The following is a 15412-nucleotide window of genomic DNA, read 5'->3' as shown; positions in this document are numbered from 1 at the left end:
TGAAAAGGGGAGAATGATATGTTTAGGACTTTAAAGTGGTTTATAGGATTTTGGGCAAGCCTTATAATGCTTATCCCGAAATCCAGAAAGACAAGAGTGCTTGAAGAATCAGGAGATTTTGAAAAGAGAGACGAGATGGTTGCAGAAGTTGTGCCTAATTGGGCGAGAAAGCTTATAGAGCTGAGCGGAAGTGAAGTGGAAGTTGTGGGGGAAGAGAATCTGCCGAAAGACGAGACTGTGCTGTTCGTATCCAACCATCAGGGCAACTTCGACATACCGCTGCTGCTTGGATATATAGACAAGCCAAAGGCCTTTATGGCTAAGAAAGAGATGGAGAAGATGCCCATGGTCAGCACTTGGATGAAGTATATGCAGTGCGTGTTTATGGACAGAGACAACCCTAGGGAGTCGCTTAAGGCCATAAAGCAGGGGTCTGAAAAGCTGAAAGAGGGATACTCTATGGTGATATTTCCAGAAGGTACGAGAAGCGAAGACGGACAGCTAAAAGATTTCAAGCAAGGGGCTTTCAAGCTTGCCACCAAGTCTAAAGTTCCGATTGTGCCTGTGACCATTTCAGGCTCCAACAGGATAATGGAGAAGGGAAGCATCAAGATCAATCCCGCAAAGGTGAAGCTGGTTATAGCAGAGCCGGTGTACATGACAGAGGAGTATGAAAAAGACACCAAGCTGCTGTCTGAAAAGATAAAATCTGTAATAGAGGGAAATTTATCTTGATCTGCATTTAAAGTTGGAATTAAGGGGTATATAGTCAACAACAGAAAAATAAGTACAAAAGGAGGGGTTCATATGCTACAGGAATTCAAGAAGTTTATGCTCAGAGGGAATGTGCTCGATCTGGCAGTTGCCGTTGTAATCGGAGGGGCTTTCAATAAGATAGTGACTTCGCTCGTAGAGAACATAATAATGCCGCTTGTTGGAATCATACTCGGGGGAAGAAGCTTTGAAAACCTTGCACTGGAAGTTGGAGAGGCCTCTGTGAAGTATGGTGCTTTTATACAGAGCATAGTTGACTTTGTGATAATAGGGGCATCGCTGTTTGTGATAGTCAAGAGCTTTGAGAAGTTCCAGAAGAAAAAAGAGGAAGCACCTGCACCAGCGCCAGCTCCTTCTAACGAAGAAGTGATCCTAGCCGAGATAAGGGATATTCTCAAGCAGAAGTAGTGACAGTTAAAAAATATTAAAAGCTTGACAACTGAGAAATGCGTGAGTATAATTTAATTAATAAATAAGTCGAAAACGTAAAATCTACGAGCGGAAAGAGTAGGTCTAGACGACGGTCCAAGAGAGTCCAGGGTGGTGAGAGCTGGATACCTTAGTTTAAACTGAATGGGTCCGTGAGATGACGCTGTGAAATAGAGTAGCAACGTACGGGGGTCTACCGTTAAAAGGACAGGGTATCGAATTATCTGTACCCTAGAGAGAAATTGCTTAGGTGGCATAGCGAAATACAGACATTTCGTCCTAATACAGGATGAGATGTCTTTTTGTATATCTGGGCGGTTTAAAAATGGGTGGCACCACGAGTCACTTCGTCCCATATACAGACGAAGTGGCTTTTTTTGTACTTAAATTTGGGGGGATAGAAATGGCAAATATGGATAAAGCAAGATTTGAAGAACTAAAGAAGATGGGGAAGAACTTTCCGCTTTCAGTGGAGTATATGGCAGACCAGATAACGCCGACTAATATGTACTACAATCTAGACGGAGACTACAAGTTTCTGCTAGAGAGCGCGATGATAGGGGGAAGCAGCGGTAGGTACACTTTTCTTGGAGAAAATCCGATTAAAAAGATAAAGAGCAGCGGAAGAAACATAACTATCGAAAGCCAAGGAGAGAGCGTAGAGCTTGAGGGGAATTTAATAGATGTGCTTCAAGAACATATGAAAGTGGACTACGAGGAAGAGGGTCTGGACATTCCGTTTAGCGGAGGGGCCATAGGATACCTTGGGTACGACATAATAAGGCATATAGAGGATATACCGGCAAGCAACAATGCAGAGATAGACATTCCAGAGTCATACATGATGTTTTACAAGAAGATAGTCTGCTACGACCATCTCAAGAAGACTCTTTCGCTTATATACAATGTGGAGCCAGGCGACAAAAGCTACGAGGAGATATTGGACGAGATAGACGATATGCACAGAAAGCTCTCCAAGATGCCTGAAATAGTCAATATGGAGGAGAAAAGGCCAGGCGAGGGCGCCCAGATAGAGGACAACCCTGAAACAGAAAAAGATTTTTGCAAGAAAGTTGAAAAGGCCAAAGAGCATATAATGGCGGGAGATATATTCCAGATAGTGCTTTCGCACAGATTCGAGATAGCTACAGAGGACGACCCTTTCGAGATATACAGAAGGCTCAGAAGAAAGAACCCTTCGCCTTACCTCTACTTTATAGACTACGGGGATTTCCAGGTCATAGGGTCTTCGCCTGAGAGCCTTGTAAAGTCGATAGGAGGGGTGGTTGAGACTCACCCGATAGCCGGCACAAGGCCTAGAGGGAAAAACAAGGCGGAAGACGAGGAGATAGCGGCGGAGCTTCTGCAAGACGAAAAAGAGATAGCCGAGCATATGATGCTTGTGGACCTTGGAAGAAACGACATAGGCAAGATAAGCAAGAAGAAGACTGTGAACGTGGAGAGGTTCAAAGAAGTGGACTACTACTCGCATGTGATGCACATAGTTTCAAAGGTGGTGGGAGAGCTTAGAGACGACATGACATGCTTCGACGCGCTAAAAGCCTGCTTCCCGGCCGGGACTGTGTCGGGGGCGCCTAAGATAAGGGCCATGGAGCTGATAGACGAGATAGAGGACGTAAAGCGAGAGCTGTACTCTGGAACTGTGGGCTACTTCAGCTACAACGGGGATATGGACGTCTGCATAGCCATAAGGACTATAGTTTTGAAATCACAGAAAGCCTATATACAGGCCGGTGCTGGAGTTGTTTACGACTCGGTGCCTGAGAAAGAGTACAGGGAAATTGTCAACAAGGCGAAAGCACTTCTGGAGGTGGTATAGATGATAGTACTAATAGACAACTACGATTCGTTTACCTACAATTTATATCAGTATCTGATAGAGTTCGAGGACGACGTGAGAATATACAGAAACGACAAGATAGACGTAAAAGAGCTTGAAGCGCTTAAGCCGGACAAGATAGTAATATCGCCTGGGCCTGGAAGGCCGGAGGAAGCCGGAAACACGCTTGATATAATAGACTACTTCAAGGACAAGCTTCCCATACTTGGGATATGCCTTGGGCATCAGAGCATGGGGCAGGTATACGGAGCAGAGATAGTCAGGGCAGGCGAGATAGTACACGGAAAGACAGCGCTTGTGAAGACAAAGGCGAATCCGCTCTTCAAGGGGCTTCCAGAGAGCTTCAAAGTCATGAGATACCACTCGCTTATAATAGACAGAGAGACACTTTCGGATGAATTTGATATAATAGCAGAGACGGAAGATGGGCTTATAATGGGAATAGCCCACAAAAGATACCCTATCTACGGGCTGCAATTTCATCCAGAGTCGATACTGACAGAGCATGGCAAGGAAATGATAGCTAATTTCGTAGAGGTGATTTAAGATGTTCAAGAAGATACTCAGTGGAATACTAGACGGACACAAGCTTTCGACAGAGGAAGCCAAGGCCCTTATGAACTACATGATGAAGGGGGAGCTTACAGAGTCCCAGATCTCGGCCATACTGATAGCTCTGAAGATGAGGGGGGAGACTCCAGAGGAGATATCGGGCTTTGTGCTTGCAATGAGAGAGCATGCGGTTAGAGTCGCGGTGGACTCATATGCTATAGACACATGCGGCACAGGCGGAGACGGCAAGAACACATTCAATATCTCCACTCTTGTGGCCATAATAGCTTCGGCAGGGGGAGTACCTGTACTAAAGCACGGAAACAAGTCGGTGTCCAGCAAGAGCGGAAGCGCAGACGTGCTGAGGGAGATAGGCTTCGACATAGAGATGACTAGAGAAGAGGCGGAGGAGTGCTTCAAGCAAAACGACATGGCGTTTCTCTTCGCCCCGAACTACCACAAGTCTATGAAAAACGTGGCTGGAGTTAGAGGCGAGCTTGGAATAAGGACGGTCTTCAACATACTGGGGCCGCTTATAAATCCAGCAGAGGTGAAAGGCCAGGTGCTTGGGGTGTTCGATCCAAAGCTCACAGGAATTATGGCCGATGTGCTAAAGCGAACTGGAACTGAGAGAGCCATGATAGTCCACGGTTCGGACGGGCTAGACGAGATAACCATAACAGGAAAGACAATCGTGTCAGAGCTGAAAGACGGTGAGATAATAAACTACGAGATAGACCCTAGAGACTACGGTATAGCGTTTTCGCCTATAGAGTCTGTAGTCGGAGGAGAGGCCGCCGAAAACGCCGGAATAATGAGGAGCGTGCTCTCGGGAGAGCAGGGCCCTAAAAGAGACATAGTGCTTTTAAACAGCGCCGCCGCCCTATATATAGGAAAGGCCGCAAAGGACTTCGGAGAGGGAATAGAGTTTGCCAGAGAGATAATAGACTCTGGAGCGGCTATGGAAAAGCTTGAAAAACTAATAAAGTACAGCGGAGGGTTGAGATGAACATCTTAGACAAAATAGTTGAAAAAAAGATAGAGCAGATAGCGGAAGAGAAAAGACAGGTCTCTATAGAGGAGATGATAAAGAGGGCTGAAGGCAAAATAATTAGAGACTTCACCTCGGCCATCAGAGATGCAGAGGGGCTTGCCATAATCTCCGAGATAAAGAAGGCATCACCTTCTCAGGGGATAATAAAAGAGGATTTCGACCCTGTGGCTACAGCCAAGATATACGAAGAGCAAGGCTTCGATGCATTCTCCGTGCTGACAGAAAAGCATTTCTTTTTAGGAGACGACTCCTACATAGAGATGGTAAAGGCCGTGAGCTCCAAGCCGATACTGAGAAAGGACTTTATAGTCGACGAGTATCAGATATACCAGACAAAGGCCATAGGCGGAGATGCCATACTCCTGATAGCCTCTGTACTGAAAGAGAAGCTTCCGGAGTACTACAGGAAATCGGTGGAGCTTGGCCTGCACCCTCTAGTGGAGATACACTCAGAAAAGGAAGTGGCCTATATAGAGAAGGCGGACCCTATGATTATAGGCATAAACAACAGGGACCTAGAGACTTTTACCACAGATGTGCGTCACACAGAGAAGATTCTAAAGTATCTTCCGAAAGACAGGCTTGTGATCTCGGAGAGCGGAATAAAAGGGGCTGAAGACCTTAAGTACTTGAAGTCGCTCGGCGTGAGCGGGGCGCTTATAGGGGAGAGCCTTATGAGGAATTTGAAAGACATAAAGAAGGTATTCTAATGGTAGCGGTAAAAGTATGCGGGCTTAGAAGGCTTGAAGACGTGGAATACGTAAACAGCTGCAAGCCCGAGTACGTGGGGTTCATATTTGCAAAGAGCAGGCGGGAGATAGACGGCGAGAAGGCCAGAGAGCTCTCGGATGCGCTAGACGACAGTATAGAGAAAGTAGGCGTATTTGTAAACAGAGAGCTGGACGAGCTACTTGAAATAGCGGAGCAGGCGGAGCTAGACGTAGTGCAGCTTCACGGAGAAGAAGACGAGGAGTATATATCCAAGATACCGACTAAATACAGAGTCTGGAAGGCCATAAGGGTTAGAGACAAAGGCGACATAGAGCTTGGAAAGAGATACGACAGCTTAGAGAGAGTCGATGGGATACTGCTGGATGCCTACCACGAAACTGAATACGGAGGGTCTGGGCAGTCCTTTGACTGGGAGCTTGTGAGAAACGGAGATTTCAAGAAGCTTATACTTGCCGGAGGGCTTGACCCCGAGAATATAAGCGACGCAGTAGAGAAGTCGAATCCAGACGTGGTAGACGTGTCTAGTGGAGTCGAGACTGACGGCTACAAGGATTTTGAAAAGATAAAAAAATTTATAGAGAAGGCGAGGAATTAATATGAATGGAAACTTTGGAGAATTTGGAGGACAGTACGTACCGGAAGCCGTTTCAAAGGTGCTAAACGACTTGGAGGTGGCTTTTAAAGAGGCTATGGCTGACCCGAGCTTTAAGGAAGAGCTGGACTACTACCTTAAAGACTACGTGGGAAGAGAGAGCCCGCTCTACTACGCAGAGAACCTTACAAAGCACTACGGCGGCGGGAAGATCTATCTAAAGAGAGAGGACCTTAACCACACAGGAGCCCACAAGATAAACAACGTGCTAGGGCAGGTGCTACTAGCCAAGAGAATGGGCAAGAATAGAGTTATAGCTGAGACAGGTGCAGGACAGCACGGAGTTGCAACGGCCACTGCGGCGGCGCTTTTCGGGATGGAGTGCGATATATACATGGGAGAAGAGGACACAAAGAGACAGGCTCTGAACGTGTTCAAGATGGAGGCGCTTGGAGCTAGAGTTGTAGCTGTGTCTAGCGGTACAAAGACGCTTACAGACGCTGTAGACGAGGCGCTTAAAAACTGGATAGAGAGGATAGACGACACTTTCTACGTGCTTGGGTCTGCAGTCGGTCCGCATCCTTATCCTACAATAGTGAAGGAGTTCCAGAGCGTAATAGGAAAAGAGGCCAAAAAGCAGATACTGGAGAAAGAGGGAAGGCTTCCAGACTACGTAATGGCATGTGTAGGCGGAGGAAGCAACGCGATAGGGCTTTTCGCAGACTTCATAGAGGAAAGTGGAGTAAAGCTTGTGGGAATTGAGCCTGCAGGGCTTGGAGTGGATACAGACAAGCATGCGGCCACACTTACAAAGGGAAGCATAGGTGTTATACACGGAATGAAGACTTATGTGATACAGGACGAAAAAGGAGAGGTGCTGCCTGTACACTCTATATCAGCAGGGCTAGACTACCCTGGAGTCGGACCGGAGCACTCGTACCTCAGAGACAGCAAGAGGGCTGAGTACCATTCAGTGACAGACCAAGAGGCAGTGGACGCCTTTATGCTGCTGACAGAGAAAGAGGGAATAATACCAGCTATAGAGAGCGCGCACGCACTTGCTTACCTAGAGACACTGGCTATAAACACAGGTAAAGACGAGATAATAATAGTCAACCTCTCGGGAAGAGGAGACAAGGACATAGCGAGAATTGCAAGGCTGAAAGGCGTAGACGTAACAGAGGAAGACTAGAAAGGGGATATACAGATGAAGGGTAAATTCGGTAAATTCGGAGGGCAGTATGTGGCAGAGACAGCTATGAATGCCCTTGCAGAGCTTGAAACTGCTTTTGAAGAGGCCATGTCTGACAAAAGCTTCAGAGATGAGCTAAACTACTATCTTAAAGACTATGTGGGAAGAGAGAGCCCTCTCTACTATGCAGAGAACCTCACAAAGCACTACGGCGGCGGAAAGATATATCTAAAGAGAGAGGACCTTAACCACACAGGGTCCCACAAGATAAACAACGCCATAGGGCAGGTGCTACTTGCAAGGAGAATGGGCAAGAAGAGAGTCATAGCTGAGACAGGTGCAGGACAGCACGGAGTTGCAACAGCCACTGCGGCGGCGCTTTTCGGAATGGAATGCGATATATACATGGGAGAAGAGGATACAAAGAGACAGGCTCTAAATGTGTTCAAGATGGAGGCTCATGGAGCCAAAGTAATTCCGGTGACTACAGGCACAAAGACGCTCAAGGATGCAGTGAACGAGGCGCTTAAAAACTGGATAGAGAGGATAGATGACACTTTCTACGTACTTGGGTCTGTTATGGGGCCACATCCTTATCCTACTATAGTTCGGGACTTCCAGAAGATAATAGGTGAAGAGGCCAAAAGACAGATACTGGAGAAAGAGGGCAGGCTTCCGGACTACGTAGTGGCATGCATAGGCGGGGGAAGCAACGCCATGGGAATATTTACAGACTTCATAAAAGACGAGTCTGTAAAGCTAATAGGAGTTGAAGCTGGCGGGCTTGGAGTGGATACAGACAAGCATGCGGCCACACTTGCCAAGGGAACTGTGGGAATACTTCACGGCATGAAGACATATGTGCTTCAGGACGAAGACGGCCAGATAATGCCAGTACACTCCATATCGGCAGGACTGGACTACCCAGGAGTAGGTCCGGAGCACTCTTTCCTAAGGGACAGCAACAGGGCAGAGTATCACTCTGTGACAGACGACGAATCTGTAGAGGCATTTATGCTGCTTACGAAAAAAGAGGGAATAATACCGGCAATAGAGAGCGCCCATGCCATAGCATATCTAGAGACGCTTGCCAGAAATACAGGAAAAGACGAGATAATAATAGTCAACCTCTCGGGAAGAGGAGACAAGGACATAGCCAGAATAGCAAGGCTTAAAGGTGTAGATGTAACAGAGGAAGACTAATAGAGAAAGCCAGCTTTTCAATTGAAAAGCTGGCTTTAAAATAATCCTATATAGTTATGGTGTAGAGCCGAGAGCTATGCTTTTTCGACTCATACATGGCACGGTCGGCTTTGGCTATCAAGGACTCTATAGAGTCGCCGTCTTCAGGGTATAGTGCTATGCCTATGCTCACTCCCAGATTCACGCTTTCTTCAAACTGTGACTCTAGCGAGGAGACGGCATATTTAAATCTCCTTGAAAGCTCTAGCAGCTGGTCCGGAGCTCTCAGCTCAGAGTCCAGGACTATAAACTCATCTCCACCGAATCGGTAGAGCTTCATATTGTGCTCAAGCGACTCCAGCAGTGAATTGCCCACATCTTTGAGCAGCTCATCGCCTCTTTCGTGACCTAAAGTGTCATTTACAGACTTGAATCCGTTTAAGTCCAGGAAATAAACCATAGCAGGAGTTTTCTTGGCTATTATGTCCTGCATGTCCTGCATAAGCATGTTCCTATTTGGAAGCATGGTCAAGCTGTCATGGCATGCCATATACCTGCTCTGCTCTCTCTCCTCTATATAGGAGGAGACATCTATTCCAGTCACCATTACTTCAGACACTTCGCACGGACCAGAGTATACAGGGCTTGTAGAGAAAGAGTATATCTTGTCCGAGAGCTTGAACTCAAGCTGAGACCGTATGCCCTTGAAGCCCAGAAGGATCTGCTTTCTAAGAGAGGACACAAACTCCTCCGGGTAGTAGTCTGAAATAGGCACAGGGTCCGATCCGAAAGGCAGGTAGTTTTCAGACTCGATTGCACTTCCCTCGTTGAACACCAGCGTAATCTCTTCGTCATCTAGACGGCACTTAAACACATAGTCCGGAATAGATGACAGGACTTTACTCAGATCAAGAGCGACTGCACTTCGCTTGGACTCAAGGGTTAGCAGCTTTTGAAACTGAAGATTGTGCTTTTTTATGAGTACCGATACAAAGTAGATTGCAAGCGAAAAAATCAAGATCAAGATAGCCAAGGTAGAGATAATACCTCCGAAGTTGTTGTTTCCAGACATTATAGTGACTATGTAGTATTCGTCCGAAATCTTGTTCAATATGAAGTCGTAGATTCTGCCCTCAGACTTTATGGAGTGCGTCCCTGTGAGATCCTCTCCAGATTGCTTTATCTCCTGGCTTACAAGAGGGAAAAGCTTTAAGCGGTCGGATCCGAAAACTATAAAAGGCTCTTTGTCGGCAGCGTTGTTTTTAAGCCTGCTGAGATCCACTATATATACAGACTCTATAAAGTCGATATCAGACTCATACCTGCTCAATAGGTCGTTTAGATCGTATTCCTCCACTATGTAGTTCTGCTCGCTGACTATGGCAGAGACCATATATTCCTGGCCGGGATTTTTTATGTACGCATATTTGTAGAAGGAGCTCTGCCCTTTGGCTTCTTTTTCGACATAAGAGTATGTCTTTGGACCGATCCAAAAGTTTTCGATGGAGAACCCTTTGTCCACAGTCACCTCTTCGCCGTTGAAGAGCTCGACTATAGCTGTGTTCCAAAAACCCCAGTCTTCTGTAGTCATCCCCTGCTCGCCTGGAACAGTCGAAGTCTCTATAGTTGCAAACTCACCGCTGTCTTTCAGTATGCAGAGTCCAGTTACATCGTATTTTTTAGATATCAGCTTCAGCAGCTCAGGGTCTATGTTCTCGACAGACAGGCCTCCAAGTTCGGAAGAGATTGAGTTCATAAGAGAATAGGCTTTCTTGTCGAAAAGCTCTTCGCTGTTCTCAGAGATTTCAATTTTTCTATCTATAGACTCTTTTATAATGGTATTATAATAATATACAGACTCTTCCTTGAATTTGTTGAACTGCCTGCTAAGCATAAATATGGACAGTGCAAAAGTGAAGAGTATGGTCAATACTATTAGTATTGGTATTCTAGCGTTGTAAATTCGTTTCTTTAGAACAGACATAGCGCTACCCCCAAAATTGGAAAGATTTATTTCCTGCTTTTTCACAATTATATAATTAAGTAGGGCTTAATACAAGGATTTGTAGGACAATTAGACTAAAAACTGACGAAAAGAGGGATAATGTGAATAGAATAGATAAGAAGTTTCAAGAATTAAAGGAAAAAAATGAAAAAGCGCTTATAGTGTTTATAACTCCGGGCTGTCCCAATCTGGAAATAACGGAGGAGCTAGTGCTCTCCATGGAGAAGAGCGGAGCTGATATAGTGGAGCTGGGAGTTCCGTACTCGGACCCTATAGCCGACGGAAAAGTCATAGAGTCGTCTTCGCAGCTTGCAAGGGAAAACGGAGTAAAGACAAGAACTGTGATGGAGATGGCAAGTGGCATAAGATCTAAGTCGGAAGTTCCGCTTGTGCTACTTGTCTACTTCAACTCTATATTCGCCTTCGGCTCGGAAAAATTCCTAAAACTGGCTTCGGAGTCGGGAGTGGACGGCATAATAATCCCTGACCTGCCTCTAGAGGAGAGGGAAGACATAATAGAGGAGTGCAACGAGTACGGAGTCAATTTCATACCTCTTGTTACACCTACTTCCAAGGACAGGATAAAAGAGATAGCAAGCGGCGGAGGTGGATTCATATACTGCGTGTCTGTAGCCGGGGTCACAGGAGAGAGAAAGGAATTCAGCGCAGATATAACAGACTATATGAAGTCCGTAGCCGAGGTGACTGAAGTGCCTAGGGCGATAGGGTTCGGAATCTCTAGCCCGGAGATGGCATCAAAGTACAAGGAGCTTTCAGAGGGGATAATAGTCGGAAGCGCCATAGTCAGAAGGACGCTCGAGGACAAGAGTAACGACGAGATAATAGAGGACGTGTCGAGCTTTGTAAAGAGTTTAAAGGACGCCATAAGGTAAGAGGTGAGAGCATGGGAAGAGAGCTGGAAGTGAAAGTCTTGAACATAGACAAGAGCGAGATAGAGCGAAAGCTAGTGGAAATAGGTGCTGAGCTTGTAAAAAGAGAGCTTCAGGTAAATAGCGTATATGACTACCCGGACGGCTCGTTCGAGCGCGAGAGGCGGGGATATATCAGGATAAGGGAGATAAAGGACCTGAGTACGGGAGCTGTAGAGTACGAGTTTACAATAAAGAAAATAATCTCAAACGATGGAATAAAGGAGTACGAGGAGATAGAGACGAAAGTCGAGGACAAGGAGTCGCTTGGCAGGATGCTTCTAGAGCTTGGACTTTCTAAAAAGCACGAGGGCTACAAAGAGAGGATAAGGTACAGGCTGGAAAACATAGTCTACGATATAGATACTTGGGACGAGGCGACAGTGCCATATCCATACCTTGAGATAGAGGTGGAGTCAAAAGAGGATTTGAAGAGGGCGGTAGAGCTTATAGGAGCTTCGGAAAGCGACATAAGCCTAAAGACCATAAGAGAGCTGAAGGCGGAAGCCGAAGCAGAGAAGCAGGAGGGATAAAATGCTAGACAGAAAAATAGTGGAGGAAATGATAGCGGAATCGATTTCCACAGGCGGAGACTTTGCAGAGGTGTTTGTGGAGGACAAGTACAACTCTTCGCTCTTCCTGATAGGCGGAAAGATAGACAGCGCCATGACTGGAAGGGACTTCGGAGTCGGCTTAAGGATATTCAACGGACACAACAGCATCTACCTATATACAAACAAGTCGGACAGAGAGAGCCTTATGAAGCTGGCAAGCCAGGGCTCCAAGGCTGTAATAGGAAGAGAGAGAAAAGAAATATCTATAGACCTTATAGACTATAGGGTGAAAAACATTCACAACATAGAGGTGTTGCCGGACACAGTGGAGAAGGCCAGGAAGATAGAGCTTATGAAGAGGGCCTACAGCTCTGCGAAAGAGTACGACAGCGTAATCTCGCAGGTCTCGGTGAGCTACGGCGACAGCATACAGAACGTGATGATAGCCAACTCGGAAGGACTTTTCACAGAGGACAGAAGGGTCAGGACCAGAATGGGAATATCCTCTGTAGCACAGAGCGAGGGAGAGATGCAGACGGGCTTTTTCGGACCAGGCGCCCAGATGGGATTCGAGTTTTACTCGGACCTTGATATAGAAGGCTACGGCAGAGAGGCTTCAAGAGTCGCCAAGACTATGATAGAGGCCGATGTATGTCCTAGCGGCAAGATGCCTGTCATAATAGACAACGGCTTCGGAGGAGTTATATTCCACGAGGCCTGCGGACACGGGCTGGAGGCTTCGTCTGTGGCCAAGAAGCTGTCTGTTTTCACGGACAAGCTTGGCGAGCAGGTGGCATCTCCTCTTGTGACTGCAATAGACGACGGGACTATTCCAAACGGATGGGGGTCTCTCAACATAGACGACGAGGGAACTCCTACAAGGAAGAACGTGCTTATAGAAAACGGAATACTGAAGGGCTATATGGTGGACAAGCTGAATGGACAGAGAATGGGAGTCGAGTCTACAGGCTCTTCCAGAAGGCAGTCCTACAAATACGCCCCGACTTCTAGGATGACAAACACCTATATAGCAGCAGGCAAGTCCAAGAAGCAGGAGATAATAGAGAGCACAGAGTACGGGCTCTACGCCAGAAACATGGGCGGAGGCTCTGTGAACACGGTGACAGGCGAGTTCAACTTCGCCGTGATGGAAGGCTATATAGTCAGAAACGGAAAGATTTGCGAGCCTGTAAGGGGGGCAACTCTCATAGGCAGCGGACTTGAGGTACTTCAGAAGATAGACATGGTTGGAGACAACCTAGAGCATGGACAGGGAGTCTGCGGAGCTTCAAGCGGGTCGATACCGGCCAATGTAGGCCAGCCGACTATAAGGGTCGAGTCCATGACTGTAGGCGGAAGGAGTGTTGAGTAGTATGGAGAACAAAGCGTTGATAGAGGAACTGCTGGAAAAGGGAAAACAGGCCGGCTTCGAGGACATGGAGGTATATATCCAGGGAAGCTCTAGCATGGATATAAAGGTGTTTAAAGGAGAACTTGACAAATACACTATAGCGGACGGCGAGGGCATGTCTTTCAGAGGGGTTTACAATGGAAATATGGGCTACGCCTACTCGGAAAAGGTGGACAGCTCTTCGGTGGACATGCTTATAGAGGGCGCTAAGCAAAACGCCTCTGTGATAGAGGACGAGGACAAGGAGTTCATATTCGGCGGGTCCGAAAGCTACAGAAAAGTGGAGAGCTACAACCCGGAGCTTGAGAAAGTGGACACGTCTAAGAAGATAGACTTCGCCATGGAGCTAGAGCGAGTGGCGCTTAGTTTGGACGAAAGGGTGGAGTCGGTGAGCACCTGCCTATACGGAGAGTCAAGTGGCTACAGCGTGCTAGTAAACAGCAAAGGCCTTGTGCTGGAGGACAGATCCAATATGGCTTACGGCTATATCTCTGTAAAAGTGAAAGACGGGGACGACATAAAGACGGCCGACAGATACGTGCTTTCAAACGATTTCTCTAAGTTTGACATATCTCAGCTTGCAAAAGAGGCTGTGGACGAGGCGATATCCATGATAGGGGCCAAGAGCGTAGAGTCTGGAGACTACGAGATAGTGCTTAGAAATGATGTGGCTGCGAGTCTTGTAGATTCATTTGAAGGAATTTTTTCGGCAGAGGCTGTGCAGAAAGATCTCTCGCTGTTGAAGGGCAAGCTAGGAGAGCAGATAGCTGTGCCGGAGCTTACAATAGTTGACGACCCTTTCCTGGAGAACGGGATGGGCTCTACAGGCTTCGACAGCGAGGGCGTTGCTACAGTGTACAAGAAGCTGATCGAAAACGGGGTGCTTAAGACATACCTTCACAGCCTAAAGACGGCCAAGAAAGACGGAGTGGAACCTACAGGAAATGGATTTAAGGGCTACAAGTCCTCGATATCCATAGCGCCTACCAACTTCTATGTGGAAAACGGATCTCACAGCTTTGAGGATATAATAAAGTCCGTAAAGAGAGGTATACTTGTCATAGACCTTCAGGGGCTTCACTCTGGTCTTAACTCTGTATCGGGTGATTTCTCGCTTTCGGCCTATGGATACCTTGTTGAAAATGGGGAAATTTCAAGGCCTGTAAACCAGATAACTGTGGCGGGCAATTTCTACAAGCTGATAAAAGAGATAGAGATGATAGGAAACGACCTAGAATTCATACTTCCTGGAAACATAGGCTCTCCTTCCATAAAGATAAAGAGCCTTTCGGTGGCAGGGGAGTAGCATGTGCACCGTGTTTGGAAGAGTTGAGAGCGGAAAGACACTAGTCGGAAGGAGCTTTGACTGGGTGCAGTACGGCGGAAATATCTGCTTTGTGCCGCCCTATAGGAGCTACGGCATAAGCACTATAGGTTGCGCATTTATAGAGCAGATGGGCGAAGACAGGGCATATGAAGGCATAAACACAGAGGGACTCTTTGTGGCTGTGGTGGCGCTTCCAACATATGGAGGTGAGGAGCGGAAAGAGTCCCCACTTGTGATAAACAGCCTCAGCATGGTGAGGTTTCTGCTGGAGAGGGCCAGGACTTCCGCCGAAGCGCTTGAGATAGTCAAGAGCTTCGCCATAGACTACAAGATAAAGTACGGGCTTCCCAAGGTGCAGTATTTTTTCGCAGACAGACAAAACACAGTTGGGATATACGAAGAAAATGTATTTGAAGAGCTTGTAGAGCTAGACGCTGAAACATACAGAGTTCTGACGAACAAGTCTGCAACCAGTAAGAACAGCTGTAAGCGCGAGCTGAAAGTCAAGAAAAGCTATGAGTTTGAAAGCAACCTGGATGGTGTAGGCTATAGGGAGATGGTTTCAAATGTCTACCAAGAGGGACTTACTGCCTGGAGCAGCGTATACGACCTAGAGAAGAGGAGCTTCAGCCTCTGGATAGAGGGGAACTTCGAGGACGAGTACAAGTTCAAGCTAGAGGACTGCCTTAAGGGCGGCAGGTTCTCTGTGGACTTCGCAGAGCTGAAGCTAAACACAAAGGTGACAAGCCGAAAGAGAAACAGCGGCTACAGCAAAATATTCTAGGGCAGACCATTTGGTCTGCCCTTTGGATTTAAAA

15 protein-coding genes and 1 other annotated feature are annotated in these 15412 nt (G+C 46.9%); of the genes, 14 read left to right on the top strand and 1 reads right to left on the bottom strand.

Features of this window, described 5'->3' with window-relative positions; genetic code table 11:
- Positions 1 to 18: 18 nt before the first annotated feature.
- From EUAN_RS00395 to trpB (EUAN_RS00355), 9 genes are all read left to right on the top strand, one after another.
- On the top strand, positions 19 to 735 hold the full coding sequence (locus tag EUAN_RS00395; RefSeq protein ID WP_071060549.1) for a lysophospholipid acyltransferase family protein: 717 nt from the start codon (positions 19 to 21) through the stop codon (positions 733 to 735).
- A gap of 72 nt (positions 736 to 807) precedes the next feature.
- Positions 808 to 1182: a large-conductance mechanosensitive channel protein MscL gene (mscL, locus tag EUAN_RS00390; RefSeq protein ID WP_071060547.1), complete on the top strand. Its 375-nt coding sequence runs from the start codon at positions 808 to 810 to the stop codon at positions 1180 to 1182.
- Between the two features lie 77 nt (positions 1183 to 1259).
- Positions 1260 to 1561 (top strand) — a binding site (T-box leader).
- A gap of 45 nt (positions 1562 to 1606) precedes the next feature.
- Positions 1607 to 3043: an anthranilate synthase component I gene (gene trpE / locus EUAN_RS00385; protein ID WP_071061163.1), complete on the top strand. Its 1437-nt coding sequence runs from the start codon at positions 1607 to 1609 to the stop codon at positions 3041 to 3043.
- A complete protein-coding gene (locus EUAN_RS00380; protein WP_071060545.1) occupies positions 3044 to 3610 on the top strand; it encodes an anthranilate synthase component II in 567 nt (188 codons plus the stop codon). It abuts the gene before it with no gap.
- 1 nt (position 3611) lies between these two features.
- Positions 3612 to 4625, top strand: a complete 1014-nt coding sequence (gene trpD, locus EUAN_RS00375) for an anthranilate phosphoribosyltransferase (protein ID WP_071060544.1) — start codon at positions 3612 to 3614, stop codon at positions 4623 to 4625.
- Positions 4622 to 5380 (top strand): indole-3-glycerol phosphate synthase TrpC, encoded by a 759-nt coding sequence (gene trpC, locus EUAN_RS00370; RefSeq protein WP_071060542.1) that lies wholly within the window; start codon positions 4622 to 4624, stop codon positions 5378 to 5380. The genes trpD and trpC overlap by 4 nt, the downstream gene beginning before the upstream one ends.
- Positions 5380 to 5997, top strand: coding sequence for a phosphoribosylanthranilate isomerase (locus EUAN_RS00365; protein ID WP_071060540.1), 618 nt, complete (start codon positions 5380 to 5382; stop codon positions 5995 to 5997). The genes trpC and EUAN_RS00365 overlap by 1 nt, the downstream gene beginning before the upstream one ends.
- A gap of 1 nt (position 5998) precedes the next feature.
- Positions 5999 to 7186 carry a tryptophan synthase subunit beta gene (gene trpB / locus EUAN_RS00360; RefSeq protein WP_071060538.1) on the top strand — a complete coding sequence of 396 codons (1188 nt, stop codon included), beginning with the start codon at positions 5999 to 6001 and terminating at the stop codon, positions 7184 to 7186.
- Positions 7187 to 7201: 15 nt separating this feature from the next.
- A complete protein-coding gene (trpB, locus tag EUAN_RS00355; RefSeq protein WP_071060536.1) occupies positions 7202 to 8389 on the top strand; it encodes a tryptophan synthase subunit beta in 1188 nt (395 codons plus the stop codon).
- A 46-nt stretch (positions 8390 to 8435) separates the two neighbouring features.
- Here the strand turns inward: trpB (EUAN_RS00355) and EUAN_RS00350 are convergent, their stop codons facing one another.
- Positions 8436 to 10352 (bottom strand): GGDEF domain-containing protein, encoded by a 1917-nt coding sequence (locus EUAN_RS00350; RefSeq protein WP_071060534.1) that lies wholly within the window; start codon positions 10350 to 10352, stop codon positions 8436 to 8438.
- A gap of 122 nt (positions 10353 to 10474) precedes the next feature.
- Between EUAN_RS00350 and trpA the strand changes: the two genes are divergently transcribed.
- From trpA to EUAN_RS00325, 5 genes are read left to right on the top strand one after another with little or no spacing between them, the layout of a single operon-like run.
- Complete coding sequence (gene trpA, locus EUAN_RS00345) at positions 10475 to 11266, top strand: tryptophan synthase subunit alpha (protein WP_071060532.1); 792 nt, start codon at positions 10475 to 10477, stop codon at positions 11264 to 11266.
- Positions 11267 to 11277: 11 nt separating this feature from the next.
- Positions 11278 to 11835 carry a class IV adenylate cyclase gene (locus tag EUAN_RS00340; protein WP_071060530.1) on the top strand — a complete coding sequence of 186 codons (558 nt, stop codon included), beginning with the start codon at positions 11278 to 11280 and terminating at the stop codon, positions 11833 to 11835.
- 1 nt (position 11836) lies between these two features.
- Complete coding sequence (locus tag EUAN_RS00335; protein WP_071060528.1) at positions 11837 to 13228, top strand: TldD/PmbA family protein; 1392 nt, start codon at positions 11837 to 11839, stop codon at positions 13226 to 13228.
- Position 13229: 1 nt separating this feature from the next.
- Positions 13230 to 14573: a TldD/PmbA family protein gene (locus EUAN_RS00330; RefSeq protein WP_071060526.1), complete on the top strand. Its 1344-nt coding sequence runs from the start codon at positions 13230 to 13232 to the stop codon at positions 14571 to 14573.
- Between the two features lies 1 nt (position 14574).
- Positions 14575 to 15378 (top strand): linear amide C-N hydrolase, encoded by an 804-nt coding sequence (locus tag EUAN_RS00325; protein ID WP_071060525.1) that lies wholly within the window; start codon positions 14575 to 14577, stop codon positions 15376 to 15378.
- Positions 15379 to 15412 lie beyond the last annotated feature (34 nt).

The sequence above is a fragment of the Andreesenia angusta genome (assembly GCF_001855385.1).
Lineage (GTDB): Bacteria > Bacillota > Clostridia > Tissierellales > Gottschalkiaceae > Andreesenia > Andreesenia angusta.
Note: the sequence above shows the minus strand (reverse complement) of the source record. Positions and strands in the feature narration are given on the sequence as shown.